Origin of the sequence: Undibacterium sp. Ji49W (genome assembly GCF_049340205.1) — a bacterium.
In the GTDB taxonomy this organism is placed as follows: Bacteria; Pseudomonadota; Gammaproteobacteria; order Burkholderiales; family Burkholderiaceae_D; genus Undibacterium.
Genome location: NZ_JBMPOW010000013.1, coordinates 78,772 through 103,896 on the forward strand (window position 1 = coordinate 78,772; position 25,125 = coordinate 103,896).

A 25,125-nucleotide genomic window follows, 5' to 3' on the forward strand; every position below is an offset into this window, starting at 1 on the left:
AATTTTGAGGATATTTGGTAACGCGCTGTAACAACGTGGATCTGGCGATATCTTTAGTCAGAAAGTTGCCAGTGGGATAAATGTTGCCGGGAAGATGGATGGGCCAATCAGCACGCCACCCGCAAACCCTGTGCCAGCGTGCTTGTGCATAAAAAACTTGCACAAAGATTTGCAAAATGGAAAGACTGAGAATCCGCTCAGCGCCAGGGGAAAGCGCCATCGTACGGCGCTGTATCCCCCAAGTTGTTACAGCGCCGTAATCAATTCGCAAGCTTTGTTACTTGGGGGAGAGTGGGCATAGGCGAGCCGCGCCGAACTCTTAGAAAAAATCAGTCTCAGGAAAAATCAGCCATGTCATCATCAAAATCATCTGTCAGGCTGGCTGCTTGCGTGTCCTCTGCGGGCTGTGCTTCATGCGCAGTCTCGAGCGTCGCAGGTGCTTTGTCAAAATAACCAGGTAACAAGTCACTGCCGCCCTGATTCAATTGCGCTGCACCGCTGCCGCTGTCCGCCATTTGCTGATGTGACTGGTTGCCCATCAAGTGTCCTATACCCTGAAACAGAAAGGCACCCGCCGCCACGCCAGCAGCCGTTGCTGCCACTGTACCTAACATGCTGCCGCCAGAACCACCAAAGAAACTGGAAGCTGGCGCAGGAGCCATGGCGTTGGCAGGCAACGGTGGCGGTTGCATGCCGCTGTAGCCTGGTAAAGGTGTGCCAGTGACCGATGCTGCTGTCGTCGGCACGCCTTGTAAGGGGCGACTGCTTGCGCTATTACCCCAGACGCTGGTCGCCGGATCCAGAAAATTGCCGGCAGTATTGCCGTAGCCATTACTCTTGCCCGCCTGCAATTCACGCACCTCTGCTTGCAGGCTGTTGATCTGGGTATTGGCCTGAGCCAGTGCCTGATCCAGCAGCAAAGCCCTTTGCACCAGCAGATAACTGGCATCAGGCTGTTTGCTGACAGCATCACTAATCAGGCTTTGCGCCTGTGCATCCTTGCTGATGCCTTGTACTTTCACCAACTGATCGAGAAAATTCTGTAAAACCTGGGTTTCTTGTGGGGACATGGCTATCTCCTGATGTAGCTGACTACTCCCTATCTGGTTACGTAGAAGGGGATTTCAATGCTTCAGCCAGTGTTTGCCATCGTTGAAAGCGAATATTTCTGTTTCATGTTGATGTTGCCTTGAAAAAGTTCTAAGGAGTTATTTGCTTAAAAACTCAGTTTTCCCCGTTATACATATCAGCGTCATTTTTATGTTCATATGTTTCTTCCATAACGTCCTCGGGATTCGGGTGCTCTTCGTCAGGTATCAATGGTGGCTGCAGACTTTCGATGGCATTTTTCTGTTGAAATTCCTGTAGTTTAGATGTCATGCGATCAGATACAGCGGCAGAATGTGCATCGAAGCCGACGCTTAAGGGGCTAGAATTACTTATGGTTCCCAAGTCGGGATGATTTTCTGCTGCAATCTCAATTTTAATAAATTGTGAAAGTACGCCGTTTCCCCGATCGGATGAGAAACGCACTGCCATTTTCTTGGGGCCCCGATTCGCCCAGTGTGCAATACGGTTTTCGTGCGGTATCATTTCAGAATTGGTCGAAAACGTACCGGCAACCAGATTGGTGGAATCGGTGACGCCGCCAATCTGCGCACCTTGCAGGTGTAACCATTCCCAATTTTGCGCCAGAGGGTAACTGGTTCCCAATATTGCGTTTGAATAAGCTGCTACGCCGAGTGCGTTCCAGTTGCTCATCGCCTTCGCCTGGCCATCTCCGCGATCAGTCTTGGACAGTACTGTACCTGCTTGCCATCCTTTATTCACTGGTGCACCAAGGGTTTTGAAAGAGTCTTCCAATCTTTTCTTGTCAGTCAGATCTAATGTCAGTTCACTGAATTTTTCTGAATAGCTTACCCCGGCAGCTGTAAAGCGTGCACTTTTTGAGCGCATCAGTTTTGCGGTGGATAAATAGAGTAAGTGAGAATGGCCATCTTCCCAGACGTGTCCGCCAAGCTTCAATATTTCCTGCTTTGCCTTGTCATAGTCGCTGACATATTCAATTTTGACCTTATCATATTTGCCGACATCTTCCTTTGTCACTCCTATGGCCTGCAGTATGCCATCCCGGGCAATCGACTTATTATTGGTAAAAAACGTTCCTTCTGCTGGCGGATTGCGTGAGCCCCCACCCACGTTGCGGTACAGTGGCCCATTCGCCAATGCGCCTGTGAGACGGGCCTGTATCACCACAAGGTAGTCTTCAACTTTGACCGTCTTCAGTACGCCATCGGTGTCTTCAACATACACTTCCCCGACTTCTTTGAGAAATTTCGGTAATTCTTCTTTGCTGTTGACAATCAAATTCATGACACCGCGGGAGAATGTGCTCAAGGCTTCTCCCCAAAGTGCCGTGTCAGGCCCGTTTTTGCCTTCGCGTACCAGCTTGTGAATACCTGAGTATGGGTTGGAGAATGCATCCTTGAATTGCTGGAGCAGTCTATCGGCCAGTGTTTGATAGCGGGCGTAATCCATAAACAGCGGCAGTTTGGGTGAGTCACCCATGTCACCCAGGTAAGTTAATTCTGTACCCAGCTTGTCATCTGCGTAAATATTTTGATCTTCATTCGCCAGATAAGTCTTGCGCTGGATGGAAGCCATGTCGCTTAGCGGGTTTTGATTCGGACCGCTGGCTGCACTTGCAATGCCTGCTCGTTGCACGCTCGCCCCCACACCCAGCGCTTTTTGCCCCATCACATCAGCCTCGGCTTCCAGACCGGCATCATCATTCACCGGCACCCCGACCTTCATCTGCATGGTTGGCCTGACCCGGCCCTGCGCCTGCTGCACGACATGCCAGGCCTCGTGCGGCAGATGCTGTTCCTGGCCGGGGGCGACGTGAATCTCGCTACCCTGTGCATAGGCATGGGCGTTCAGCTGCGCGGGTTTGTCCGAGTTGTAGTTGACCTGCACGTGATCCATGCTCATGCCGGAAAGCGACTCTATGCCTGCCTTCAACTGATTGGGCAAGCCGGTGTTATTCGCTCTGGGTTCACTTTGTCCTGCCAGTTGTGCCTTGCCTTGGTCAGCCAGCCTGGCTTGCAGCGGCTCGTCAGTACTTTCATGGCCATCCAGCATTGCCTGCATGGTTTTGAGTTGTACCGCGGCTTTGCTACTTGCCATCATTGCCTGCACCGCCTTGAGCTGGGTAGCACGCCGGCTATTTTGTGCCATATTGCTGTAGGTGTTGAACTGTCTGGTGGCGGGGCGATTATCGACGAGTTGTGTGGCAACCGTGCCATTGTCACCGGTATATGGATTGAGTACCGAATTTCCCCTCGCTGCCGAACTTTGATTGTCGTGCAAGCCGTTTTCTGTCGCCAAACCCACCCTGGCTTCCGTTGGTGCGGAAGGGGCTTTGTTTTGAAAACTGGATTCGGCCATGACCACGCCTTTCATGTGGAGTAGCAAGACTGCTGAAAGTGCTGAATTAGGACTTACGCAAAACTGCCCCAGCTGCGTTGCAGCTCCTCGCCGTACTAAAGTACTGTCTTCGTCGCTACGCCTTGCTGGGACCGTTTTGCGTAAGTCCTATGAATTAAAGTGCTGAATTAAAGCGCATAACGAAATTGCTTAATGCTCCCTCAGCGCCCGTCGGTACTGTATGGCTTCAGCCACATGGGCAGCCGTGATTTGTCCGGCACCTGCCAGGTCGGCAATGGTGCGGGCCACTTTTAATACACGGTGATAGGCGCGCGCAGACCAACTGAACTTGTTCATGGCATTGCGCAGTAACTGTTCGGCGCTGTTGTCAGGGCGGCAGTATTCGTCGATTTCTGTGGTGGACAGCAGGTTATTGGCTTTGCCCTGGCGTAGCTGCTGCTGGGCAAAAGCAGCTTCCACGCGGGCGTGTATATCCTGGCTGGCTTCGCCATCTGCCTGTTTCAGCAAATCTGCGTGGGGCAGGGCGCCGACTTGTATCTGCAAGTCTATACGGTCCAGCAGCGGGCCGGATATCCTGTCCTGATAGCGGGCGATGTTGTCCGGCGTGCAGCGGCATTTGCCATTGCTGTGCCCAAAATAACCGCAAGGGCAGGGGTTCATGGCGGCAATCAGCTGAAAGCTGGCCGGGAAATCCGCCTGCCGCGCTGCTCTTGAAATGGTAATGTGGCCCGATTCCAGCGGCTCACGCAAGACTTCCAGTACTTTTCGGTCAAATTCGGGAAGCTCGTCGAGGAACAGCACGCCGCGATGCGCCAATGAGATTTCTCCCGGGCGCGGCGTGCTACCGCCACCAACCAGCGCCACCGCAGATGCTGTGTGATGCGGTGAACGGTAAGGCCTGGCCTTCCAGCGCTCTATCGCAAAGCCGGATGTCAGCGATAGTACAGCGGCTGATTCCAGTGCTTCCTGATCGGTCATGGTTGGCAGAATGCCGGGGAAACGGGCTGCCAGCATCGATTTGCCGGTGCCTGGCGGGCCCACCATGATGACTGAATGAGAACCCGCTGCCGCCACTTCCAGTGCCCGCTTGGCCTGCAATTGCCCTTTGACTTCGGCAAAGTCGGCATAGCGCGGCCGCTGTACCTGAGAATGGGCGCGGTGACGTACCAGCTTGCTGTCATTACCCAGCGCAGCAAAGTGAGCGCACACCTGCAACAATGAATCTGCCGGGTAAATGGCGGCATCGCTGACCAGTGCAGCTTCATCGGCATTGGCGCGCGGCAGGATGAAGGCGGGTACTTGTTTAGTGTGCTGCTGGCTTTTACAGATGGCAAAGGTCATCGCCAGCGCACCGCGTATCGGTCTTAATTCACCCGAAAGTGATAACTCACCGGCAAATTCATACTGGTCCAACGCATCTGCGGGGATTTGTCCGGAGGCGGCCAGTATGCCCAGTGCGATGGGCAAATCAAAACGGCCAGATTCTTTCGGCAGGTCAGCCGGGGCCAGGTTGACGGTAATCCGCTTGGCCGGAAAATCAAAGCGTGCATTTTGTAGCGCAGCCCTGACCCTGTCCTTGGATTCCTTGACCTCGGTTTCAGGCAACCCGACGATGGTAAAGGCTGGCAAACCGTTGGCCAGATGCACTTCCACGGTAACTTGTGGTGCATCCATGCCATTCAGGGCGCGGCTTTTGAGGACGGCGAGCGACATCGGCTGGCGGCTATTGTTTACTTGTTGTTTTGCTGTGCTTCGAGGGCGGCGACCCGTGCTTCCAGTGCTTCCAGCCTGGCGCGGGTCTTGGCCAGTACCTGCGCCTGTATATCAAATTCTTCTCTGGTCACCAGATCCAGTTTGGAAAACCCCTGGCTCATCATGGCCTTGACGTTTTTTTCGATATCTTTGGCAGGCGAGTTTTCCAGTACCTGGTTGACTTTGGCTTGCATGTCATTAAAGAAATTTTGCTTATTCATTTTCCATCCTCTATTTTAAATTTGCACCTGCATGGTGCAAATTTGCCTGCGCCACTTTTTTGTGCAGAAAAATCGGTGCATTTTATTGGTGCGGTAAGGCCGTAATGTTCGCTTGCCATTTTACCCATAAGGGAATGATAACGCATCTGCCCCTGATGGTTATTGGTATTGCCAGAGGTATTTCGGGTACTACGTAGAAAATTGCGCAGTTGGCACGACTCCTGCTAACAGGGATATGAAAAGAAAATTCAGGCGTTCATGCAGTGGTATTTGCAAGTATGTGATGAATGCACAAAGGTTTAATTCGATTCAAATCTTAATTAACTAGGGGGAAGCGCAATGAAAAAATTAGTGATCGCCGCTGCTGTAGCCACATCATTCTTCGGTGGTTTTGCCCAGGCAGAAGATGCCAAGCCGGACAACGAAGTCAGCTTCAACGTCGGCGTAGTCAGTGAATACCGTTATCGTGCTATTTCGCAATCCCGTCTTGATCCTGCCTTGCAGGGCGGTGCTGACTATGTGAATAACCCTAGCGGTTTTTATGCTGGTACCTGGTTGTCGACTATCAAATGGACCAAGGATGCTGGTGGTAGTGGCGATATCGAATGGGATATCTATGCCGGTAAAAAAGGCGAGATCGTCAAGGATGTTTCCTATGACGTTGGTGTGCTGACTTACATCTACCCATCCAATGGCCTGAACAAGGTGGCAGGTTTTGCTGATGCCAATACGACAGAAATCTATGGCCAGATCGGTACCGGTCCTGTGTATGCAAAATACTCGCATTCTGTGACCAACCTGTTCGGCTTCGTCAACAGTAAAAACAGTGGCTACCTGGATCTGGGCGCGAATATTGAACTGCCTGAAGGTTACACGCTGGGTCTGCATGTTGGTCGTCAAACAGTCAAGAACAATGGCGCATCGTCCTACTCTGACTGGAAAATCGGCATCAACAAGGAATTCTTTGGCGTCAACTTTGGCCTGGCAGCACTGGGTACCAATGCAGACAAAAAGCTGTACGTAACACCGGCAGGCAAGTTTACAGGCAAGACCACATTGGTACTGTCTGCAGTCAAAACCTTTTAAACATTTGGGGCTAGCATGAAACTGATTACTGCAATTATTAAGCCTTTCAAGCTCGATGAAGTCCGCGAGGCGCTGTCCACCATTGGTGTACAGGGGATCACTGTGACAGAGGTGAAGGGCTTTGGCCGTCAAAAAGGTCATACCGAGCTGTACCGTGGTGCCGAGTATGTTGTTGACTTCCTGCCGAAGACAAAAATTGAAGCTGCCGTGGATGATGCCATTGTTGACCGTGCGATCGAAGCGATAGAAACCGCTGCCCGCACTGGCAAAATCGGCGATGGCAAGATTTTCGTCTACGACTTGCAACAAGTTGTGCGCATTCGTACCGGTGAAACCGGCAACGACGCACTCTGATCGGCTACCAGGGAGTTCACATGAAAAAACTATTAAAGAATGTAGTGGCAGGGACAGCCATACTGGTCAGTCTGGGTTTCGCATCGATGGCCATCGCCGAAGATGCACCAGCCAAACCAGAGGCTGCAGCAGCATCCAGTGTCGCCGTATCGGCAAGTGCATCAGCACCTGCCGCTTCGGTAGCAGCACCTGCCTCTACGGCAATGGCAGCGCCTGCATCGGCACCAGCTGCACCCGCAGCTGCGGCTGACCCGGCTGCGGCTTCCGCTGCGGCAGCACCGGCACCTACACCCAATAAAGGCGATACCGCCTGGATGATGGTTGCCACCTTGCTGGTCATCCTGATGACCATCCCGGGCCTGGCCTTGTTCTACGGTGGTCTGGTTCGTTCCAAGAACATGCTGTCCATCCTGATGCAGGTGTTCATGATCTTTGCGGTGATCATTGTCTTGTGGTGTATCTACGGTTACTCACTGGCATTCACCGAAGGTGGCAAGTTCATCGGTTCGTTTGATCGCCTGTTCCTCAAAGGCATATGGGATCCGGCCAAGGCGACTTTTAGTACCGCTGCGACTTTCAGCAAGGGTGTGGTCATTCCTGAATTTGCTTATGTGGCCTTCCAGGCGACATTTGCAGCCATCACTTGCGGCCTGATCATCGGCGCATTTGCTGAACGTGCAAAATTCACTGCTGTGCTGTTGTTCGTGGTTTTGTGGTTCACTTTCAGCTACCTGCCGATTGCTCACATGGTCTGGTTCTGGACTGGTCCTGATGCAATCAAAGATGCGGCAACACTGGCGACAGAAACTGCCAAGGCTGGTTTCCTGTTCCAAAAAGGCGCGCTTGATTTTGCTGGTGGTACTGTCGTTCATATCAATGCGGCGGTCGCCGGTCTGGTTGGTGCCTATCTGATTGGCAAGCGTGTTGGCTACGGTAAAGAATCGATGGCTCCTCACTCTCTGACCATGACGATGATTGGTGCATCCCTGTTGTGGGTGGGCTGGTTTGGTTTCAACGCTGGTTCCGCGCTGGAAGCAGGCGACGTTGCTGCCCTGGCATTCATCAACACCTTGCTGGCAACTGCTGCGGCCACTGTTTCCTGGGTATTTGGTGAATGGATGTCCAAAGGCAAACCTTCCATGCTGGGTGGTGCATCCGGTGCGGTAGCAGGTCTGGTAGCGATTACACCAGCTTGCGGTTTCGTCGGTCCTATGGGCGCACTGATCATCGGTCTGTTGGCAGGTATCATCTGCCTGTGGGGTGTCAATGGCCTGAAACGTTTGCTGGGTGCAGATGATTCCCTCGACGTATTTGGCGTGCACGGCGTTGGCGGTATCCTGGGCGCCTTGTTGACGGGTGTGTTTGCTGCACCATCCCTCGGCGGCCAAGGTATTTTTGATTATGTCACCAACAAAATGTCTGCCGATCCGTATGACATGATGGGCCAGGTCCTGACGCAGGCAACTGCTGTTGGTACCACCATCCTGTGGTCAGGCATTGTTTCTCTGGTCGCTTACAAACTGGTTGACCTGGTGGTTGGCTTGCGTGTACCAGAAGATGAAGAACGTGAAGGTCTGGACATCACCAGCCACGGTGAATCCGCTTATCATTCTTGATCAAATTCATTACAATAATTTGAAGATGTACTAGTTTCCAAAGGTGTGTCAGTACCGTAATCAGAGCTTGCAGTACTGAATTTAACAGGCTGTTCTGCTACCCGCAGAGCAGCCTTTTTTTATGAAGGCTTACACAAAATTACCCTATTCTTGTCAGGACAATTTTGCGTGAACCTTTTGAATGTTGTTGGCACCGCAAAAAGCAAGCTGGTGACGTGCAGGCGGATATGAGCACTATTCAAGGCGGGAAGCGGCTCAGGATAGCGTGTAGTGTTAGTGGGCTTAGGGGATCATCGCTTTACAAACGCCACTGCATCTTGCTGGTACATTCAATACATTGCGATAGCCCGACTTCTCTTTTGGTAATCAAACGATCATAAAAAAACGCGTTAGCCCTTGTCGGGTAACGCGTTTCTTTTTTCGGCTGCATGGCAGCCATCAGCCTTTGACTACTGCTTATTTTGCAGGTGCAGCGGCTGGCTTGCTACCATCTTCCGGTACCAGCAACCACAGGCGGGCCATATCGGCTGCGCCGTCTGTGCTTTGTATGGATTTGAAGATTTCCTTGGCTTTTTCACGATTTTTTGCTTGCAGATAAGCCATGCCCAAATGCAGCTTGCCTTCGTCAACAGACTTCAGGCCGCCTTTTGCCAGGCCTTGTTCCATCAGCGCGATACCTTTTTCTTGCTGGCCATTGATAACATAGTTGTAGCCTATGTTAAGCAGGCCGATACCGGTTTTTGCTGACTTGGCAGACGCTTCACCCGCATCCAGGGTTTTGATATCGTCAGCCGCCTGCTTGTTGACGCGGTCACGCAATTGCTTGTGCTTGGCGGCTTCTTTGCCGGTGCCCAGGACATTGGCAGCAAAGCCGGCATCCACGGTTTTCTTGGCCTCTGCGGGCAAACCAGCCAGCAATGCCAGTTCGGCCATTTCCACATACTGTGAACCATCATCCAGATTATCCGTGATCAGCAGCAGGCGGTACATGTCCAGACGCAGACGGTCTGCGAAACCTGGCCTGTGTTCTACACGGTACAGCAGGTCACCCCAGTATTCTTTTTGTGGATACGTACCCAGCAGGCGTTCCAGCACCATGGCATAGCCATTGTTGTCTTTCAACTGCTGATAAGCACCGCCCAGCAAACGCAGGTTTTCCTGGGTAGGCTTGCGGCCAGCTTTGTCATCTTCAGCCAGTTGCGCATTCAACACCTTGATGGTGTTGGCATAATCGTTTTCCAGATAGTAGGAGCGGGCAACCAGATTGTTCATGCCGACGTTGCCTGGTTCTTTGTCCAGATAACGTGTGGCCCAGGACCTGGCCAGCGCATATTTCTTTTCATTGAACATGGTGCCGGCCATGGCTTCGATCAGGCGCAGTTTTTCTGGTTCTTTCAGAAAATCTGTACTGATCATGTTTTCGAACGACGTGGCCATCATGGCTGAATCATTGATGCCGGAAGCAACCACGGCACGCAGGCGGTGGATGGCAAACGTCTCATACGGCGTTTTCTTTTCCATCGCATCCAGTGCATTGATTTTTTCCAATGCCTGAGGATATTGTTTGGCGTTCAGCAATTCCTGAATCTCATTGAGCGGCTTGCCCATTTCAGCACGTACGGTTTGCTGCTTGGCGGCATCCGCAGGCGCAGCTGCCTGTGCTTGCGCGGTATCAGCGGTGACGGTAGAGAAGCCAGATCCGAAGGCTGCCAGCATCATGGCGGCGAACAGGTAAGAGATTTTTTTCATGAATGATCCAGATAAAAAAATGAAATTGCCGCATTAGGATGAGTACGACACAATGAAACACCTGCCGGGACCAGGCAAATTGGCAGGCTGGCATCGTCGCCAATTCATGCCGGAAAGTCTTGCATCAGTCCTTTTCCGTTCTAATCCCGTTCACAGTGAAGCTGCGGAATTTCGCATTATAGCCGAGCATGGGCCAGCATTACCATTTGCATCCTGTGTCTACAACGGTGCTGACGGCCAATGGGATGACGGCTAATATCCCCAAACCTGAAAACGCTTTCAGGCATTCCTTCTTTTCGGCCCTTTTCGCTCCTTCGCCCAGACGCTTTTCCAGCGTGTCGCTACGTCGGTGGCTGGCTTGCATTTGCTCGATTTCTCCGGGTTTGCGCTGACGGTCCAGCGCCAATGCCGAGGCACGCAAGGTATCCAGGTCAAGGCCGGGGGTATTGTTATTATTGCCAGTGTTACTCTGGTCAGTTTCAACAACCGGGGGCAGCGTGGTGACCGGGCTGCTTGAAGGAGCGGATGCCAGCGGCACCTTCGCCAGCGGCGTTTGCGGGGTATTGCGTATAGCAAGTGACTTGGTGGGTGGGGTAGTCGAGACCACTTTGGGTGGTAAGTCATCAGCGACTGGCGGTTTGGGACGTGGCTGCACGATGTTCAACACGTCCAGATAGGCCACCACATCATCTTTGGTGTGCGCTCTGCCAGACAAGCCTGGGTGGCGAATAACTTGCCATAATGCCAAATGCATCAGCATGATCAATAGCAGCGTCAGCAGATGGTGACGCCCTGGTTTTGCCGATGCTGTGAAAATTTGCATGGTGCTCCCTGGCTGGTGACGACTATGCCTGAGACATGGTGAGATTGCTAAAAGTTCATCTGTTGTTGCTAAGCGTGGTCAACCCGGTGCTGCACCAGTATCCAGGGTTTTACCACGACGGTCCAAAGTTGCCTGTCCTGTTCCAGCCATTCACTGGCCTGTGCATCGCTGACCCTGGCCAGTTGTCCACTGTTGAGCAGGGCGGCAATCTGTTCGGCACGGTCTTCGGCCATATGCAGGGCGACCTCGACCAGATCCAGTTCGCCCGCCACCACCAGCACGGTGCCTCCGGCAAAATGGCGTAATAGCTCGCTCCATGGAAAGCTGGCGGTTTCAAGATTGATTTTCGTGCGTAGATGATCGTTGTTCGACATAAATGATGTAGTTGAAATAAATAGGACTTACGCAAAACCGCCCCAACTGCGTTGCAGCTCCCGCATTTACTAAGACCTTGTACTAAAGTACTGTCTGCGTCGCTGACGGTGCAGTCGGTGTTTCAGGCAACATGTTGCCTGCCGACGAAACGAACCTCCCCTGCAAGGGAGGTTTCCTAAAAGCGATAGCCTTGCCGGGACAATTTTGCGTAAGTCCTATTATTGATGTGTGCCCTTTGACGCACTGCTTTGTTTCCATATCTCATACTCTGCCAGCGCTTTTTGGCTACTGCTGCCGTACCAGGCATAACCGTTGCGGCGTTCAAGGGAAATCTCCATCACGTCGTCGTGTAAAGTCAGGTCACGGTCACCAAAAATAGCTTTCCCATCGATCAGGCTGGTGTAGCGCGGCCATAACAAAGGGGCGCCTGGCTGTGTTAGCAGCAACTTGCCTTGTGTTGTTGCCCGCCATGACCTGTCCCGGATGGCATTCAACTTGAGCCAGGTGATACCGGCCTCAATGGCGTCGATGACTGGCGGTGCAGGATGTTCAATTTTCATCAAATATTCCAGCACGTTTGCACTTTCGGCACTGGATAAGGCAGCAGGCTCGTAGTTGCGTGCCCCAGTAGCCTGCAACGACAAGGGCTCATATTGTTGTGCCCACACGGTAAGCTTGCCGTTAACCACCACCTGCGTTTTCAGGATGCAGTCGATCGCTCGTTGCAATGCCTGCCCGGCCATGGCCCGCACATCTGGGGTAACAAAGACAAAATCACCTTTTTCTTTGACGACATCAGAAAGTAACTGGACGACGTTGATCATCGCGTTATCGTTATAGGTAATTGCATCGTGGTAGCCGCCTTGCAGGGGATAAACCTGGGGCCAGCCACCATTAGGAAACTGGGCATTGAAGATATAGTTCAGACCGCGCAAAATACTGCTGCGATAGATATTGCCTGATGCACCAGTATCTTGAGCGGCTACGCGCGCAAGGAAATAAATTTCGGTAGTCGTCGCATCATTGTCAAATGTACCAACCCAGCCCCAGGCCATATCGTCAGGGTATTTTTTGTCATGTGTCGCCACGAAATGCTGACCAGGTTGGCGCAGATCACCGTTGCGCATCATGTTTTTGCTCCAGCCGCCAGCAGGTGTCTGAAAGCTCACAATGACATCTGCGACATGATGGGCTTCTTTCGTGGCATACCAGACATCGCGCTGCTTAAGCGGCATGCTCTTGTCACTGGAGCCAGATTCCAGTACTACTGCAACCGTGTGGGGGGCATTGTTTTTTTCGGCTTCGAGAAATGCTTTGTCTGCTGCCATCAATGCGCGTGACCGGGCGAGGTAGCCTTGCCATTCGGGTTTGTCTGCGACACTGTTCTCAGTGATTGCCCTGGCTGGAACAGTCTGCCCGACGATTGCCGCATGGGCAGGCAAGCCAGGCACTACAATAGTCAACGCACTGGTCAGAGCAATGGCCTTCAGAGGCATAACAGGTTTCCTTGTAAAACAAGACAATTTGTCACCAGCGCCATAGCAGGGGGAACTGGAGACGCTTATTTTACCTAAGCTTGCTCATTGCTTGACGTATAGTTGAAGGTGTTGGTATGTTTTTTTGAATTTCTTGAATTCCCTTGAGGATGGCGATGTAGCGCACTTGCTTACTAGAACTCATTTCATAAATAGGGCTGAGTGCGAGCAAGGCGATTCGGGATGCAGTGCAAGGCGTGACGCGTAGCCAAGGCTCGTGCCTTGGCAAGCGGCGCAACGCTGCAATGCGCCCGAATCGCCAGCTCCCGAAGGGTTTGCCTCATAACGCGTGCTGGACTGCGTTGGACTCGTTGTCAATAGACCCGCTATTGACTGCCTCGTCCGCCTTGCCAGCCCGCGTTATGAGGCAAACGCATCTCATCCCTATTTATGAAATGAGTTCTAAGTGCACGTATAAGTTAGTCTGCAAATTAATTAAAACAAATAGATCAGCACAAATAGATCAACAATGCTATTTTCTTGTTTAAGTTGCAAAAACACTTCAAGATGAAGTAGTGTAGGTATAGCGGAAAAATAACACGAAAAATTCTGATCGATGCCAAAAGAGATGACATGACATTAAGACGACAATTACTTATTGCAATTTCGGTCATATTTTTTGCTGTATTCATAGGTCTGCAAATCCTGTCGGTGCTGACCACCAAAGATTATCTGCAACAGCAGTTGGCATCTCATGCGCAAGATGCAGCGACCGCTTTGTCGCGGCCGCTGGAAGATGCCATGGCCAAAAATGACCAGACCCTGGCTGACATACAGATCACGACCCTGTTTGATCGCGGTTATTACAAAAAAATAATGGTGCTTGATCCGGCTGGCAAGATCATCATCAGTAAAGAACTCCCCGCCAATAAAGAAAAAGTGCCAACCTGGATGCCGGTATTGTTTGATCTGCAAACCCCACCCGGCGAAGCTTTCATTTCCTCTGGCTGGCGCCAACTGGGCAAGGTGGTCGTCATCAGCCATCCGGCCTATGCCTATGAATATCTGTGGCGGTCCATGCAGGAAATGGCACTGTGGATGTTTGTCATGTATCTCATCGTCTGGGGGCTGACCGTACTGCTATTACGCATCATCCTGAGCCCGCTGGAAAAAATTGAAGAAGTCGCCATCGCCATCCAGGCTAAACGTTTTCAGCGCATTGAAGTGCTGCCACAAACGCGCGAATTGCAGCGCGTGGTGGTTGCCATGAACCATATGTCAGACCGCATCTCTGCCTTGCTCGATGAAGAAATCGCCAAGGCCGAAACCTACCGGCGCGATGCCTTTATGGACAAGGTCAGTGGTCTCGAAAACCGCCATGGTTTTGATCTGCGTTTCAATCACTTGCTGTCAGAAGACGGGCGCTTCGATACCGCAGTGATCTTTGTGCTGGAATTTGATGGCCTTAAAGAATTCAATCATCAATACGGCTACCAGCAGGGCGATGCCTTGCTGGCAGACGTGTCCACCGTGGTACGCGAAGTCGTCAGCAAATACCCCAACATCGTGGGGCGTATAGGCGGTACCTCGATTGCTGCCGTCTGTATCGATGTTGACGAAAAAGGGATAGGCCAACTGGTCGACGTATTGCAATACCGCCTGAACCAGGTATTGCTGCGTGCATCCAGACAAGTCAGCCTGGCCGCAGGTGCAGTCGTCTTTGGTTTGGCGCATACCCGTACCGATATTTTTTCGCGTGCTGATCTGGCTATAGAAACCATGCGCCAGTCTGGCAACGGACAAATCAGCGTGGTGCATCTGGAAGAAAGCGAAACCCAAATCGCCGGTTCACATGGCTGGCGCATCCTGATCCGCAATGCACTGGCAGAAAACCGCTGGGTATTGTTTGCGCAACCTGTCATGCGTCTGCAATTGCGGCAGTTGGTACACCACGAAGTATTTTCCCGCCTGCTCGATACCCAGGGTAACCTGGTCCCTGCGAATAAATTCCTGCCCATGGCCTTGCGCCATCAACTGATGCCAGAAATTGATCAGGCCGTCATCACCCTGATCATCGACATGCTGCTGACACCCAATCCGGCATTCAAGCATATCGCCGTCAACGTGTCGCTGCAATCGATGGAGAGCCAGGATTTCTGTGACTGGTTGCTGGCACGTTTAAAATTTTCCCCCGAACTGGCAGGCCGCCTGTCGGTGGAAATCAGCGAATTCGGTTGTGCCAGAGATCACGCCGTCACCAAAAAATTTGTAGCACTGCTGCGTGAGGCCGGCATCCGTTTTGGGGTGGACCATTTTGGTCTTGACCCACATGCCTTGAACGTCATCCGCGAAATCCCGCCGGATTACATCAAGCTCGATGGCGGTTTGATACAGCAGATTGCCAGCAATGAAAGCAGCCACGCCCACCTGCGCGCCATCATCAAATTCGCCCAGTCCATGGGCATACCGCTGATCGCACAGAATGTGGAAAGTGAAGAATCACTGCAATTGTTACTGGCAGACCAGATCGATTGCGGTCAGGGTTTTTACTTTGGTGTGCCGGAAAAAATAGTGGTGACAAAGACAGACTGATCAAGACCGGACAAAAAGAAAAAGCACTGATGGAGGGTAAGCCTTAGTTACATCACATGCGCTTTTCTTTCTCCATCTTGTCTATCATGTCCTTCCATAAACGCACGGTGGATGCGCCGCCTTTACGTGCGCCGCCGCTGGCCAGCCACAGGTCTTCATCATTGAAACTGTAGACCGGCACCAGGTCGCTGCGGGCCGATGCCAGCTGGATTTCATCCACCAGATTATCCAAGATCCAGGGTTCTGCTGCCGGCGTCGGGTAATAAGCCAGCACCATATGGGTTTCGCCTATGCGTATCGCCCTGACATAGGTGATACGCAATCTTTCCACTGGCACGCCCAGGTCTTTCAGCGTCATGTATTTGGCGATGGCATAGTCTTCACAGTCCCCACCCCAGGACGCCACAAATTCTGCCGGGGTGGCCCAATAATCGGCCACGCCCCAGTGTTCCTGATCGCTGACATAGGGCACGCGATTGAAGAAATCATTCACCTGTCGCAGTACCGGCATTTCATATTTGCCGTCGCCTGATGCGGCAATGTTTTTGGCAAAGTCCTTACCAGCCGCTGCGCTGATCTTGCGTACCGCGTTTTGCATTTGCGCCAGACGGCGTGGTCCCTCGACGCCAAAGCGCTTGTTCATCGAATCCAGTAAACCATGCGAAAAATCCACCAGGCCGGAAAGCGCTCCGGGGCTGGCAAAGACAAGCAAGATACTGAAACTCAGGGCAAATTTTGCTACCGTACTTCGCATGTGCAAGTGATCCGGGCAACTGAACAGTAAGTCGGGATAAGCACAAGATCACCCTCGCCAGGGGCTGCATGGCATCAATCCTTTTTAGGACTTACGCAAAACAGCCTCAGCTGCGTTGCAGCTCTTCTCCTGGGGGCGGCTACTTTATTCGTACTGTCTTCGTCGCTACGCCTTGCCGGGACCGTTTTGCGTAAGTCCTACTCTTGAATGTTAGTGTATCTGTTTATGGCAGTGGCTTCATAGCAATCGCGCATATAAACATGGTTAAACCGCATACAATTGAGCATTCCCGCAGCACAGATGCACAATCCCGATAGTAAAAAGGAAACCCCTCATGTCAGTCAGACCGCCCGTCCGCATCGATTTGCGCAGTGATACCGTTACCCGCCCCAGCAGTGCCATGCGTGCCGTCATGCATACCGCCGAAGTGGGTGATGACGTGTATGGCGACGACCCCACCGTCAACCGCCTGCAAGCCTATGCTGCTGAACGCTTTGGTTATGCAGCAGCGCTGTTTGCCCCATCCGGCACCCAGACCAATTTGCTGGCCCTGTTGGCGCATTGTGGCCGTGGTGATGAATACATCGTCGGGCAAGAAGCCCATACCTACAAATACGAAGGCGGTGGTGCTGCCGTACTGGGCAGCATACAGCCGCAACCGTTGAACAATCAGGCCGATGGCAGCATTGCCCTGGGCGATATTGCCGCTGCCATCAAGCCGGATGATTTTCATTTTGCCCGCAGTCGCCTGTTGGCTCTGGAAAACACCATCGGTGGCCGCGTGCTGCCACCAGCCTATGTGCAGGCAGCAACCAGCCTGGCCCACGAACGTGGATTGGCTACCCATCTGGATGGCGCACGTATCTGCAATGCCGCCGTCAAACTGGGGGTAGAACTGAATGTGGTCGTGGCCGGTTTTGATAGCGTATCGGTCTGCCTGTCCAAGGGTCTGGGGGCACCGGTTGGTTCAGTATTATGTGGCGACAAAGACTTCATCAAAAGCGCGCTGCGCTGGCGCAAGATGCTGGGCGGTGGGATGCGTCAGGCGGGTAGCCTGGCAGCAGCAGGGCTATATGCGCTGGAAAATAATGTACAGCGGCTGGCAGAAGATCATGCCAACGCAGCACGTTTGGCAAAAGGCTTGCAGCAGATAGCTGCCATGCAGGTGCAGACACCCCAGACCAATATTCTGTATGCAGAAATACCCACAGCCGCCTGCGCCGGGCTGGAAAAGCATTTGCTGACGCAAGGCATCCTCGCCCGCGTAACCCCGCATATGCGTATGGTCACCCATCTGGATGTCAGCAGTGCCGACATTGATGAGGTAGTTGCTGCTTTTCAAAGCTACTTTGGAACCTGGAAAGCAGCAAGCGAATAAATATCAATCGGTATTAAAAATCGGGCTGTAAATAATCACCCGGTCAATGCTGACCGTGGTCTGGTCATCGCTGACTGCCAGGTTTTCGACACAGGGCATGCTGGCCATGTCCTGGCCCAGGTTGTAGTGCGGGCGGGCGACCCTGGCGACGATGTTAAACAGGCTGACGCTTTGGCTCAGTGATGCATGGCCAGGGTTTTCCAGACAAAAGTAAGCGATATTCTGTTCCTGCGTTTGTCCGTCAAGGTCCGTCAACTGCATGGGGAAACTGACGCTGATCTTGTTGGCCGTATTCAGTATGGTCTGGGTCCAGGTTTGTGTTGCCGCATCATAGACGATGCGACAGGTCAGGATATCGCCTGGTCTGACCGCCATGCGCGGCCCGCCAAAGCAGCCAAACACCGGGCTGTCCGCGTTTTCGGTGTTCACATACTGGCCAGAAATCCACCATCCCACTTCCGGCAACTGTGTAGGGTTGGGCGCACAGGAGGTATTTTGCCCACTACAGTAAGTCAGTACCGGCTGCAATACGCCACGGCCCACCGGCGCGAAATGATCTCCACCCGGCTGCAAGCCCGGCCAGATGAATATCACCCCTTTGTCAATGCCGGCAAAAGGCACCTGCATGCTGGCCTGCAAAGAAACCCAGCCATTGCCCTGTGGCGCGCAAAGGCTGACGATGCGTCCCTTGGGGGCCGGTTTCTCGTAGACATCGGCACCGGCCTCGGTACCCAGAACTGGTTTGCCGGAAAAAAATACCACGTCACCTGCATGCAAAATTCGCTGCTTCGCCAGTATCGTGAAATGTTTTACATAAAAAAAGAAAGTGATGCGGTCATTGCCCGCCGCAAATGCCTTGGCCTCGGCCAGGGTCATGCAAGTCTTGTGGCACACTTCGTTGTTCCAGGCAGCCTCGTCATGCATGACCACACCAGGAATTTTGACCCATTGCAGGTCGGCCTCTTCCTTGTAAAAATTAAAGGGTTTTCTGGCTTCCGGTATGGCGATGTCCCTGTCTGTTTTTCTCATATGGTCTCCTTTGCCTGACAGGCAGGCTGTGCCGGATCAGGTCAGCGTGTCTGACTTTACTTCTACGCTGCCATCACTCTTTCTGCGCCGGTCGCCGCTGATCCGGCTGTTTTGCAAAATGCGTGAAGGATCCTGGCGGCGATCGGATTTTCTTCTGTCGAAACGCGGTGGCGTATCGCCAAATATTTCGCGCAGCTTGTCTTGATCAAGCGTGTTCTCTTCTTCGGTCGGCGCATGCTGCCCAAACAAATGGGCTTGCAGCCTCAGCAGTGGCGGCAAGGTAGCCTGGAAGCTGGCAAAATCACCGCAAAAATCTGTTCTTAAAAGCATGTCTGTAGTCCTGATGTCCTGTGCGAATTTCATGTCTGACTCCTGTTTCAAAGTTGAGACGTTTGCTGGCTGTTCAGTAAGGCTGGCTGGCCGCCTTACTGAACATAGTCAAAATCCGTGCCAGCAAAAAAAGCGGTGCTGTTGCAGTTTTCAGGGACTATTCAGCCTGATGTAAGCTGTTTACTGTGTAAAAAGCTGCTATTTACGTGTCAACGCGGCTTTCGTCTACATGTCAATATCAGTCGCAAGCCATGGCTTGGCGCATCATTCCCAGGTTCAACAGATCAACCGCACTCTTGCCCACTTTGACGGGCTTTTTTGTGACGCGGCTGGGGGCGGCGGCACGATTGCTGACGTGACCCAGGGCTTGATTACTCACAGGCTGAACCGGGCTGGCGGCTTTTTCTTCACCCTTGGCCAGGCCTATCGTGGTTGACCAGGCTTTATCTTTCGACGCCCAGGTGGTTGCCCACAGATAAGGTTTTTCCATGATCGATGGCGCAGGGGCTGGCTGCTGGCGCAGGCGTATGCGGGTTGAAGTATGGATGGCCGCTGTCCATGCTGCCTGTGGATCATGGGTAGGCAGGCACATGGCGACTGTACCGGTGCTGATACGGGTGCGGCCAAGGTAATGTGGCGCACGCTCTACATTTTTTTGTATAAGGGCGCTGCGGGTTTCGTGGTAATACACATCGTCCATCAGCAAACGCATGGCGATCTGGCGCGCCAGCCTGGCCTTCAGCGTCATTCTGCTTAACAGGATAAACAGCAGTAGACTCAGCAATATCAATGAAATTTCAGTTGGTAACATTTTCTCTCTCCCCAAATTGCAGGCCATCATCGCCTGCTGTATGTGGTGATAATTGCAAGCGCCGTGCCAGCGTGTGCAACGGGTCTTCTACTGGGAGAGCAGGTATTTGTGATTGCAGGTTGACATGTCAAGCGCACAAATTTACATTGGTGCTTTACATAGGCAGTACACACAATGACCGATATTGATTACACGCTGACCTCACCCCTGGCAAAGCTGTCTGACAATGCGTCAGCCTTGCTGGGTTTAACTGTCGTCTGGCATCCGGACAGCCAGCGCATAGGCGAACAGTTTATTGCCAGCAACCCCAATGGCTTGCTTGAAATTAATCGGTTTTTGCCCCTGTTCCGCCATCCTGCCAAAGAAGGCCTGCCGCTAGGCTATGGCGGCATATCGCGCGACCCGGTACGGGTAACACGCGACAGCGATGACGGCATCGTCATTACCCCACCTGCCAGCCGCATGGTGGTCGAAGTCAATGGCACAGAAATTACTGCCCCCGCAGCATTAAGTCGCGAACAAATCGAATCTGGCGTCATCCTCGGCCTGGGCCGTGCCGTGCTGATCTGCCTGCACTGGATGCGCTGCCTGCCCAAGCACAATCCTGCACTCGGCTTTGTCGGCGTCGGCAGCGCTGCCATCGTCGCCCGCGACCAGATACGTCAGGTCGCCGGTACCGAGCTGCCTGTGCTGTTATTGGGTGAAACCGGCACCGGCAAAGAAATCGCCGCCCGCGCCATCCATGCCTACAGCAAGCGCGCCAGCGCGCAACTGGTCAGCGTCAACATGGCCGCCTTGAACGAAGCCCTGGCCGCTGCCGATTTGTTTGGTGCCGTCAAAGGTGCCTACACCGGCGCCCAAAATGCCCGTAAAGGTCTGTTTGCCGAGGCAGAAGGGGCAACACTCTTCCTTGATGAAATCGGCAATACCCCAGCCAGCATCCAACCCATGCTGCTGCGCGTGCTTGAAAGCGGCGACTACCGGCCACTGGGCGCACAGAACGACCAAAAGTCCAGCGCCCGCCTGATCGCCGCGACAGATCAAGATTTATATAGCGAAGGCTTCAACCAGGCCCTGCTGCGCCGTCTGGAAAGCTTCATCATCCACCTACCACCTCTGCGCGCCCGGCGTGAAGATATAGGCGTGCTGCTGCTGCATCTGCTCAGCACCAGCAAAATGCCGAATGACCTGGGTACCAACCTGCCGGTGGCACTGGTCAGCGAATTTGCCAACTACGACTGGCCAGGCAATATCCGCCAGTTGTCGCACGTCTTGCGCCGCGCCTTGCTGGCCCTGCAACTGGGCGAGGTGCCGCAATTGGCCAGCCTGGTCAAAACCACCCACAAACCAGCATCCGCAGGCGTAGAGCAAGCCACCATCACCGCCGACAGCAAAATCCCGCTGCCCGTCGTCCCGCGCAAGAAATTGACCGAACTCGGTGAAGACGACGTCTTGCGCGCCATGGAAAACAATGACTGGTATATACAGGGTGCCGCACAAGAGCTGGGTATTTCACGCCCATCCATGTACAAACTGCTGGACAGCCACAGCCAGATACGCCGCGCCGAACAGATATCCATGGAAGAAATTCGCCAGACACTGGAAACCAGCGCTGGCGATATTGAAGCATGCGCCGCGTTGTTGAAAACGCCTAGTGAGGCGTTGCGGCGGTATTTGAAGGTGGTGGGGGTTTGAGTGTATTAACCGTTACCAGATCCAACGTCACATTCCGGTCCACCAGCTACGCTCAAGACTTCATTCTCGGTCAGAACACGCATTGCGTGTTCCTGGCCGGATTGATCTTGTTTGATTTCGACTTCGGATGTGTTCAATTCAGTTTTCATGGTTTTCCTTAATAAGGTAGATTATCGCCAGAACTTTAACGGGTCTGGTTCCCGTATTTTTGTCTGAAGCCGGAATTCGTCTATTAGCCGCCAGTACCAACATCAGATTCGGGGCCGCCAGCTACGTTCAAGATTTCATTTTCAGTCAGGACGCGCATTTCGAGTTCTTGAGCAAATTGACTTTGTAACTCGCCAACTTCAAATTTGTTTATAGACGCAGTGATTTCTGCATTTTTCATAGAATGCCTCTAAAGGATAAGTAGTACTGAATGTCGGGTTAAATTTGGAATGCAAAGCACTCGCTTAGCTGTTGGGATTATCAGTTACCTGTACCAACGTCAGATTCAGGCCCGCCCGCGACGTTCAAGACTTCGTTGTCAGTCAGAACTCGCATTTCAAGTTCATGACTGGCATGAAGCTGCGCGCCGTCAACTTCAGATTTGTTTATAGACGTAGTGATCTCTGCTTTTTTCATGGGACTTCCTTTAGAAATAAACCGCTATTTGATTTCGACTGAACTTGGATATTGGTGATCGAGCTACTGATTAACCGCCACCACCTTGTGACTCAACATCCACTTCAGGCCCACCAGCCACGCTCAACACTTCGCTTTCAGTCAACATACGCATGGCCGTCGGCTGATCAGATGGATAATGATTGATATCTGCATCTGACTTGTTCAAAGTTGAATGGCTGCATTCGTTCCCGGTATTTTTCATATTGGCTCTTTCAATAAATCGTGTATCGTTATGCGCTATTGGGCTTGATTGCTCAAGCCCATGTTCCGGGCACTTGATGACTAGCCGCCGGTACCCGATTCAACGTCTACTTCAGGTCCGCCAGCAACAACCAAAACTTCAAAGTCGGTCAGAACACGCATTTCCAGTTCTTGACCGGATTGATGCTGTGCGCTGTCAACATCGAATTTATTCAAGGATGTAGTGATTTCTGCATTTTTCATGGATTTTCCTTTGGACATGAGCCGTTAATTGATAAGGACTGAACTTGAGCTAGGGCTAACGACGATTGTTAGCCACCACCCTGTGACTCTACATCCACTTCAGGCCCGCCAGCCACACCCAGCACTTCACTATCAGTCAGCACACGCATTTCCAGTTCTTGACTGGATTGATGCTGTGCGCTGCCAACATCGAATTTATTCAAGGATGTAGTGATTTCTGCATTTTTCATGGATTTTCCTTTTGACATGAACCGTTAGTTGATGACGACTGAACTTGGACTGTGACTACTAAACTATCGCTTAGCCACCACCTACTTCGATATCCACTTCAGGCCCACCACCCACGTTCAATACTTCACTATCAGTCAGCACACGCATCTCGATTTCCTGGTCTGAAGGGCGTTGATTGATATCGGCATCAGATTTTTTCAATGTCGAAGGACTGAATTCATTTCCGGCATTTTTCATATTGACTCTTTCGATAAAGCGCACGTTGATATGTGTCTTTGAGATTGAAGTTTTCAGACATATCTCACAAACGCGATTGCTTAGCCGCCACCACCTGTTTCAATGTCTACTTCAGGTCCGCCAGCCACGCTCAACACTTCGTTTTCAGTCAATATACGCATCCCCATCGGCTGATCAGATGGATACTGATTGATATCTGCATAGGACTTGTTCAAAGTTGAATGGCTGCATTCGCTACCGGTATTTTTCATATAGGTCCTTTCAATAAATCGTATATCGTTATGCGTTGTTGGGTTTGATTGCTCAAGCCCATGTTCCGGGCACTTGACTATTTAGCCGCCTATTTCGATATCTACTTCTGGCCCGCCAGCAACGCTAAGCACTTCATCATCAGACAGCACGCGCATCATGCTGCCTGTGCTTGTGTTTTGAATGTGAGTATGGAAAAAGACGGTTGATTCTTTGATTGGCGAACACGATGTTTCGCTAGAGACGTGATACATTCTTCCTCCAGATGATTGAGAGAATTCAGCTTGCGGGGTCGCAATTCGTGAGGGCTGCGCACGATCAATTGCTGGATTAAAGATATAGTCAAATAATGTTAAATGCAAGAGCATTCGGAGATATTTATTTGAAGGTCTTTACGGTATATTGTCTATCTTACTTTGTTGACAGATTGCGGCGGGCAAAAATTGTGCGCCAGATCTTGATGCATATTTACTGAGATTTTTTTGAAACCCAAGGCATGAGCAAACTGTTCCGCAAAGAAGCGCTGGATCATCAGTCGCAGCGTTATCATGGCGCGATATTGTTGACCCGTACCTGGTCTTATCCAATGCTCAGTCTGTTTTTGTTCGGCCTGATTGTGTTGATCGTTATCTTTTCGCTGTTTTTTGGTTTTACCCGCAAAGAAACGGTCAGTGGCATGGTGGTGCCGGATCAAGGCTTGTACCGATTGGCGACACCACAATCCGGCATCGTATCTATCATCCATGTTAAAGAAGGGCAAGAAGTGCAGGCGGGTGAAGCCCTGTTCACGCTGTCGGGTGAGCGTAATAACGGCAGCACCGATACGCAGGCATCCATCAAGCAAAGCCTGCAAGCGCGCATTGCGCAATTCAATCAAGAGCTTGATCAATTGCAACAACAAACAAAAAACAAACGCATGGACATGGATGGTCGCTATGCAAAGCTGCAAGCCAGTTTGCTGCATGTCGATAACGAACTGGTGCTACAACGTCGGCGTGTGCAATTGGTGCGTGATATATCAAACCGTATGGCCGACCTGGGCAAGTCGGGTAATGTGTCAAAAGTGGCGCTCAATGAAAAAGCAGCGGATGTGATAGAGCAAGAATCACGTCTGGCCAGCATAGAGCTGGAACAACTGGCCCTGCAACGTGAGGTCGCCACGCTGTCCGCCAGCCGGCTTGATCTGCCTTTACAGGCGGAGCGTGATGCATCACAACTCAAGCGCAATATCGAAGAACTACAACAGCAAGTCACAGAAAGCGAAGCACGGCGGCAACTGGTGATACGGGCAGATCAGCCGGGTCGTGTCGCCGGTATTGTCGTTAATCGTGGCCAGTCTGTGTTTGCAGATCAGCGTCTGGCCAACCTGATGCCTGCTGGCAGCAAGCTGGAAGTGGAATTGTATGCGCCCACCCGTGCTGCCGGTTTTGTCAGTCCCGGTACTGAAGTCATGCTGCGTTACGATGCGTTTCCTTACCAAAAATTTGGGCAGTTTCGCGGTGTGGTCAAAGAAGTATCTGTCGCCACCATCGCTTTGGATGATGTGCAGATCGGTATCAATAATTCAGTTCGGCAGGTGGCATCTTCTGGTGGTGGTGAACCTGTGTATCGCCTGCGTGTGCAACTTGACAGTACACAGGTAAAGGCCTTTGGCAGCAGCCATCAACTCAAACCTGGCATGCAACTGGCAGCTACGCTGGTGTTGGAACACCGCACCCTGGCGCAATGGGTGCTGGAACCCTTATATGGCATGGCCAGCCAGTTATGAAAACAAAGCGTACGCAAAACTGCTTAGCAAAGAAAGTGTTTGA

28 protein-coding genes are annotated in these 25,125 nt (G+C 52.1%); 7 read left to right on the forward strand and 21 right to left on the reverse strand.

Annotated features, from left to right (window positions below; translation table 11 throughout):
- Nucleotides 1-335 precede the first annotated feature (335 nt).
- The 4 genes from ACO0LK_RS16900 to ACO0LK_RS16915 all read right to left on the reverse strand — a co-directional run bounded on the left by ACO0LK_RS16900 (nt 336) and on the right by ACO0LK_RS16915 (nt 5,420).
- On the reverse strand, nt 336-1,070 hold the full coding sequence (locus ACO0LK_RS16900) for a DUF2076 family protein (RefSeq protein ID WP_422977015.1): 735 nt from the start codon (nt 1,068-1,070) through the stop codon (nt 336-338).
- A gap of 154 nt (nt 1,071-1,224) precedes the next feature.
- Nucleotides 1,225-3,447: a DUF4157 domain-containing protein gene (locus ACO0LK_RS16905; protein WP_422977016.1), complete on the reverse strand. Its 2,223-nt coding sequence runs from the start codon at nt 3,445-3,447 to the stop codon at nt 1,225-1,227.
- A gap of 189 nt (nt 3,448-3,636) precedes the next feature.
- Nucleotides 3,637-5,160, reverse strand: a complete 1,524-nt coding sequence (locus ACO0LK_RS16910) for a YifB family Mg chelatase-like AAA ATPase (RefSeq protein ID WP_422977018.1) — start codon at nt 5,158-5,160, stop codon at nt 3,637-3,639.
- Between the two features lie 17 nt (nt 5,161-5,177).
- Complete coding sequence (locus ACO0LK_RS16915; RefSeq protein ID WP_422977020.1) at nt 5,178-5,420, reverse strand: accessory factor UbiK family protein; 243 nt, start codon at nt 5,418-5,420, stop codon at nt 5,178-5,180.
- 339 nt (nt 5,421-5,759) lie between these two features.
- On the opposite strand from ACO0LK_RS16915, the gene ACO0LK_RS16920 reads away from it, so the two are divergent.
- From ACO0LK_RS16920 to ACO0LK_RS16930, 3 genes are read left to right on the forward strand one after another with little or no spacing between them, the layout of a single operon-like run.
- Nucleotides 5,760-6,506 carry a TorF family putative porin gene (locus ACO0LK_RS16920; RefSeq protein ID WP_422977021.1) on the forward strand — a complete coding sequence of 249 codons (747 nt, stop codon included), beginning with the start codon at nt 5,760-5,762 and terminating at the stop codon, nt 6,504-6,506.
- Nucleotides 6,507-6,521: 15 nt separating this feature from the next.
- A complete protein-coding gene (locus ACO0LK_RS16925; RefSeq protein WP_110254759.1) occupies nt 6,522-6,860 on the forward strand; it encodes a P-II family nitrogen regulator in 339 nt (112 codons plus the stop codon).
- A gap of 20 nt (nt 6,861-6,880) precedes the next feature.
- On the forward strand, nt 6,881-8,476 hold the full coding sequence (locus ACO0LK_RS16930; protein WP_422977022.1) for an ammonium transporter: 1,596 nt from the start codon (nt 6,881-6,883) through the stop codon (nt 8,474-8,476).
- 456 nt (nt 8,477-8,932) lie between these two features.
- Here ACO0LK_RS16930 and ACO0LK_RS16935 read toward each other — a convergent pair whose 3' ends face one another.
- The 4 genes from ACO0LK_RS16935 to pelA form a co-directional block, all read right to left on the reverse strand.
- Entirely contained in the window at nt 8,933-10,225 is a 1,293-nt protein-coding gene (locus ACO0LK_RS16935; protein WP_422977024.1) for a tetratricopeptide repeat protein, read from the reverse strand.
- Nucleotides 10,226-10,424: 199 nt separating this feature from the next.
- A complete protein-coding gene (locus ACO0LK_RS16940) occupies nt 10,425-11,048 on the reverse strand; it encodes a hypothetical protein (protein ID WP_422977026.1) in 624 nt (207 codons plus the stop codon).
- Nucleotides 11,049-11,116: 68 nt separating this feature from the next.
- A complete protein-coding gene (locus ACO0LK_RS16945; protein ID WP_422977028.1) occupies nt 11,117-11,422 on the reverse strand; it encodes a DUF2288 domain-containing protein in 306 nt (101 codons plus the stop codon).
- Nucleotides 11,423-11,641: 219 nt separating this feature from the next.
- On the reverse strand, nt 11,642-12,919 hold the full coding sequence (gene pelA, locus ACO0LK_RS16950; RefSeq protein ID WP_422977030.1) for a pectate lyase: 1,278 nt from the start codon (nt 12,917-12,919) through the stop codon (nt 11,642-11,644).
- Between the two features lie 612 nt (nt 12,920-13,531).
- Between pelA and ACO0LK_RS16955 the strand changes: the two genes are divergently transcribed.
- On the forward strand, nt 13,532-15,490 hold the full coding sequence (locus ACO0LK_RS16955; RefSeq protein WP_422977033.1) for a bifunctional diguanylate cyclase/phosphodiesterase: 1,959 nt from the start codon (nt 13,532-13,534) through the stop codon (nt 15,488-15,490).
- Between the two features lie 52 nt (nt 15,491-15,542).
- On the opposite strand, the gene ACO0LK_RS16960 is transcribed toward ACO0LK_RS16955, so the two are convergent.
- Nucleotides 15,543-16,244, reverse strand: a complete 702-nt coding sequence (locus ACO0LK_RS16960; protein WP_422977035.1) for a transglutaminase-like cysteine peptidase — start codon at nt 16,242-16,244, stop codon at nt 15,543-15,545.
- A 334-nt stretch (nt 16,245-16,578) separates the two neighbouring features.
- Here ACO0LK_RS16960 and ltaE point away from each other — a divergent pair, with 334 nt between their 5' ends.
- Nucleotides 16,579-17,622 carry a low-specificity L-threonine aldolase gene (gene ltaE, locus ACO0LK_RS16965; protein ID WP_422977037.1) on the forward strand — a complete coding sequence of 348 codons (1,044 nt, stop codon included), beginning with the start codon at nt 16,579-16,581 and terminating at the stop codon, nt 17,620-17,622.
- A gap of 3 nt (nt 17,623-17,625) precedes the next feature.
- Here the strand turns inward: ltaE and ACO0LK_RS16970 are convergent, their stop codons facing one another.
- The 3 genes from ACO0LK_RS16970 to ACO0LK_RS16980 form a co-directional block, all read right to left on the reverse strand.
- Nucleotides 17,626-18,651: a hypothetical protein gene (locus tag ACO0LK_RS16970; RefSeq protein WP_422977039.1), complete on the reverse strand. Its 1,026-nt coding sequence runs from the start codon at nt 18,649-18,651 to the stop codon at nt 17,626-17,628.
- Between the two features lie 36 nt (nt 18,652-18,687).
- Nucleotides 18,688-19,014, reverse strand: coding sequence for a hypothetical protein (locus tag ACO0LK_RS16975; protein WP_422977041.1), 327 nt, complete (start codon nt 19,012-19,014; stop codon nt 18,688-18,690).
- A 205-nt stretch (nt 19,015-19,219) separates the two neighbouring features.
- Nucleotides 19,220-19,792: a hypothetical protein gene (locus ACO0LK_RS16980; protein WP_422977043.1), complete on the reverse strand. Its 573-nt coding sequence runs from the start codon at nt 19,790-19,792 to the stop codon at nt 19,220-19,222.
- A gap of 174 nt (nt 19,793-19,966) precedes the next feature.
- On the opposite strand from ACO0LK_RS16980, the gene ACO0LK_RS16985 reads away from it, so the two are divergent.
- Nucleotides 19,967-21,487: a sigma-54-dependent transcriptional regulator gene (locus tag ACO0LK_RS16985; RefSeq protein WP_422977045.1), complete on the forward strand. Its 1,521-nt coding sequence runs from the start codon at nt 19,967-19,969 to the stop codon at nt 21,485-21,487.
- A gap of 5 nt (nt 21,488-21,492) precedes the next feature.
- Here ACO0LK_RS16985 and ACO0LK_RS16990 read toward each other — a convergent pair whose 3' ends face one another.
- The 9 genes from ACO0LK_RS16990 to ACO0LK_RS17030 all read right to left on the reverse strand — a co-directional run bounded on the left by ACO0LK_RS16990 (nt 21,493) and on the right by ACO0LK_RS17030 (nt 23,682).
- Nucleotides 21,493-21,636 carry a hypothetical protein gene (locus ACO0LK_RS16990; protein WP_422977047.1) on the reverse strand — a complete coding sequence of 48 codons (144 nt, stop codon included), beginning with the start codon at nt 21,634-21,636 and terminating at the stop codon, nt 21,493-21,495.
- Nucleotides 21,637-21,719: 83 nt separating this feature from the next.
- The gene (locus ACO0LK_RS16995) at nt 21,720-21,875 is read right to left on the reverse strand and encodes a hypothetical protein (protein ID WP_422977049.1); all 156 of its coding nucleotides are present in this window, start codon (nt 21,873-21,875) and stop codon (nt 21,720-21,722) included.
- Nucleotides 21,876-21,955: 80 nt separating this feature from the next.
- Nucleotides 21,956-22,111 carry a hypothetical protein gene (locus ACO0LK_RS17000; protein ID WP_422977051.1) on the reverse strand — a complete coding sequence of 52 codons (156 nt, stop codon included), beginning with the start codon at nt 22,109-22,111 and terminating at the stop codon, nt 21,956-21,958.
- Nucleotides 22,112-22,181: 70 nt separating this feature from the next.
- Nucleotides 22,182-22,355, reverse strand: coding sequence for a hypothetical protein (locus ACO0LK_RS17005; protein ID WP_422977053.1), 174 nt, complete (start codon nt 22,353-22,355; stop codon nt 22,182-22,184).
- A gap of 80 nt (nt 22,356-22,435) precedes the next feature.
- Nucleotides 22,436-22,597 carry a hypothetical protein gene (locus ACO0LK_RS17010; protein ID WP_422977055.1) on the reverse strand — a complete coding sequence of 54 codons (162 nt, stop codon included), beginning with the start codon at nt 22,595-22,597 and terminating at the stop codon, nt 22,436-22,438.
- A gap of 68 nt (nt 22,598-22,665) precedes the next feature.
- A complete protein-coding gene (locus ACO0LK_RS17015; protein WP_422977057.1) occupies nt 22,666-22,827 on the reverse strand; it encodes a hypothetical protein in 162 nt (53 codons plus the stop codon).
- Nucleotides 22,828-22,897: 70 nt separating this feature from the next.
- Complete coding sequence (locus ACO0LK_RS17020; RefSeq protein WP_422977059.1) at nt 22,898-23,065, reverse strand: hypothetical protein; 168 nt, start codon at nt 23,063-23,065, stop codon at nt 22,898-22,900.
- An 80-nt stretch (nt 23,066-23,145) separates the two neighbouring features.
- Entirely contained in the window at nt 23,146-23,316 is a 171-nt protein-coding gene (locus ACO0LK_RS17025; protein ID WP_422977061.1) for a hypothetical protein, read from the reverse strand.
- A gap of 81 nt (nt 23,317-23,397) precedes the next feature.
- The gene (locus tag ACO0LK_RS17030) at nt 23,398-23,682 is read right to left on the reverse strand and encodes a hypothetical protein (RefSeq protein ID WP_422977063.1); all 285 of its coding nucleotides are present in this window, start codon (nt 23,680-23,682) and stop codon (nt 23,398-23,400) included.
- A 128-nt stretch (nt 23,683-23,810) separates the two neighbouring features.
- On the opposite strand from ACO0LK_RS17030, the gene ACO0LK_RS17035 reads away from it, so the two are divergent.
- Nucleotides 23,811-25,082 carry an HlyD family secretion protein gene (locus tag ACO0LK_RS17035; RefSeq protein WP_422977065.1) on the forward strand — a complete coding sequence of 424 codons (1,272 nt, stop codon included), beginning with the start codon at nt 23,811-23,813 and terminating at the stop codon, nt 25,080-25,082.
- The last annotated feature ends 43 nt before the right edge of the window (nt 25,083-25,125 follow it).